This window comes from Candidatus Streptomyces philanthi, from assembly GCF_059553635.1.
Genome location: NZ_JCANQV010000513.1, coordinates 1 through 2,300, shown reverse-complemented (window position 1 = coordinate 2,300; position 2,300 = coordinate 1). Strand labels below are relative to the sequence as shown.

General features: G+C 69.8%; 3 protein-coding genes. All 3 read left to right on the top strand.

Annotation, left to right across the window (positions count from 1 at the left end; all coding sequences use genetic code 11):
• The first annotated feature begins 250 nt into the window (after positions 1 to 250).
• The 3 genes from AC51EU_RS29685 (at position 251) to AC51EU_RS29675 (ending at position 2,207) form a co-directional block, all read left to right on the top strand.
• On the top strand, positions 251 to 988 hold the full coding sequence (locus AC51EU_RS29685) for a YcnI family copper-binding membrane protein (RefSeq protein WP_496270188.1): 738 nt from the start codon (positions 251 to 253) through the stop codon (positions 986 to 988).
• A 104-nt stretch (positions 989 to 1,092) separates the two neighbouring features.
• Positions 1,093 to 1,737 carry an SCO family protein gene (locus tag AC51EU_RS29680; RefSeq protein ID WP_496270186.1) on the top strand — a complete coding sequence of 215 codons (645 nt, stop codon included), beginning with the start codon at positions 1,093 to 1,095 and terminating at the stop codon, positions 1,735 to 1,737.
• 8 nt (positions 1,738 to 1,745) lie between these two features.
• Positions 1,746 to 2,207, top strand: a complete 462-nt coding sequence (locus tag AC51EU_RS29675; RefSeq protein WP_496270187.1) for a copper chaperone PCu(A)C — start codon at positions 1,746 to 1,748, stop codon at positions 2,205 to 2,207.
• Positions 2,208 to 2,300 lie beyond the last annotated feature (93 nt).

Genomic DNA, 2,300 nt, shown 5'->3' with positions numbered 1-2,300 from the left:
GCGGGGCTCGGTACCGCGCGGGGCAGTGGCCCGCACGCCCCTCTCGCGTACGGGGCGGGCCTTACGGGTCCGCAGGATCTCGCGCTCCAGCACAGTGTCGTCCGGCGGGGTCCCCCCGCGCTGGTCCTCGCGGCCTGACGCCACGCGAAGCACGTCCCGCCGGTGCGGGTACGGGTTGTCGCGGCGCGGCCGCACGCGTCCGACCCCCTTTCCCTCCTGTCAGAGGAGAACTTTCGCGATGGACAACGTGATGAACGGGACATATGCCTCACGCCCGGCGGGGCGCCGCACCGTACGCGGGCTCGCCCGCCGGCTGCCGGCCGCCGCCGGGATCGCCGCGGGCGCGACGCTGCTGCTCGCCGCGCCCGCGTTCGCGCACGTCAGTGTGCAGCCGGGGACGGCGGAGCAGGGCGGCTTCGCCACGATCAACTTCAAGGTCCCCAACGAACGGGACGACGCCTCCACGGTGAAGCTGGAGGTGTCCCTGCCGACCGACCACCCGCTGGCGTCCGCGATGCCGCAGCCGGTGCCGGGCTGGAAGGTCGAGGTCACCAGGTCCAAGCTCGCCAAGCCGCTGGAGATGCACGGCGAGAAGATCAACGAGGCGCCGACGAAGATCACTTGGACCGCGGACGGCGGCAGGATCGCGCCGGGTGAGTTCCAGCAGTTCCCGGTCTCCGTGGGCAAGCTGCCCGAGCACGCCGGGCAGATCGTCTTCAAGGCGCTCCAGACGTACGACAACAAGGAGGTCGTGCGCTGGATCGAGCCCGCGAAGGACGGTGCCCCGGAGCCGGAGAACCCGGCGCCGGTCCTCAAGCTCACCGCCCCGGGCGGCGACGGCGCGCCGAAGGCCGCGAGCGCCGCGGCGGACGCCACGGAGAAGTCCGGCAGTGACACCACCGCACGGGTACTGGGCGCCGCCGGCATCGTCGTCGGGATCGCCGGGGTCGCCTTCGGCATCCTCGCGGGACGGCGTCGCAGCGCCTGATCAACGCCAGGGCCGGTACCGTACGGCACCGGCCCGCCCTCCCTTCCCGGTCGGCGGAACCCTCTCCTCCCACGCCGGGACATAGCACATGGGATATATCTGCAATGCGTAGAAGGACTCTGCTCGCGGCCGCTCTGACGGCGTCCGCGGCGCTGACCCTGACCGCCTGCGGCCCCGACGACGGGAAACCCGCCGCCGTGGTCTCGGGCGCCCCCACGTCCAAGCCGGTCGTCACACTCGACAGCCCGATGGAGAAGCCGGACCTCGTCCTGACCGACTCCGACGGCAAGAAGTACGACCTGCTGGAGAAGACCAAGGGCCACCCGACCCTGATCTACTTCGGGTACACCAACTGCCCCGACGTCTGCCCGCTGACCATGGCCAACATCGCCGTGGCGGTCAAGCAGCTGCCCCAGGCCGAACAGGACGATCTGCGGGTCGTGTTCATCACCTCCGACCCGGAGCGGGACACCCCTGCCGCGCTCAAGAAGTGGCTCGGCGGCATCAACAAGAAGTTCACCGGTCTGACCGGCGACTTCTCCACCATCCAGGCCGGTGCGCGCAGTGTGAACGTCGGCATCGAGAAGCCGGTCAAGAAGAAGAACGGCGATGTCGTCTCGACCCACGGCGCCCAGGTGCTGATGGCGTCCGCGAAGGACGACCGCGTCCACTGGCTGGGCATGCAGGACGCCACCGCCGACACCTACACCTCCGCACTTCCGAAGATCATCAAGGGACAGAACCCGTGAACCGCACCATGAACCGCACCGCCACCACCCGTCGCATAGCCGGCGCCGCCGCCCTCGCCCTCGCCTCCGGCTTCGTCCTCACCGCCTGCGGCGGCGACAGCGCCCCCAAGCTGTCGGTGTCCGGCGCGTACATGCCGCAGCCGGTCACCCAGGACATGGCCGGCGGGTTCCTCGTCATCAAGAACTCCGGCGAGACGGCGGACCAGCTCACCTCCGTCACCAGCGACCTCACCAAGGACGTCTCGATCCACAAGACCGTCGGCGGCAAGATGGAGGCGGTCAACTCCCTGGACGTGCCGGCGAACGGTGAGCTGGAACTGGCGCGCGGCGGCAACCACGTGATGTTCATGGGGCTCAAGAAGAAGCCCGCCGAGGGCGACAAGGTCACCATCGAGCTGCACTTCAAGACCTCCGACCCGATCAAGGTGGAGGTCCCCGTCAAGTCCGCCACCTTCGCGCCGAAGAAGTAGCGGAAGACACCTAGGCCCGCGGCGGCTGCCCGGGCAGTCAAGGGGAGATCGTCATGGCTCTCACCGGCCCCTGTGCACGGCCGGGCACCGGCC

Coding starts and splice junctions, on each gene's coding strand:
- AC51EU_RS29675 (WP_496270187.1), top strand. CDS start 1,746: ATGAACCGCACCGCCACCACCCGTCGCATAGCCGGCGCCGCCGCCCTC.
- AC51EU_RS29685 (WP_496270188.1), top strand. CDS start 251: ATGAACGGGACATATGCCTCACGCCCGGCGGGGCGCCGCACCGTACGC.
- AC51EU_RS29680 (WP_496270186.1), top strand. CDS start 1,093: ATGCGTAGAAGGACTCTGCTCGCGGCCGCTCTGACGGCGTCCGCGGCG.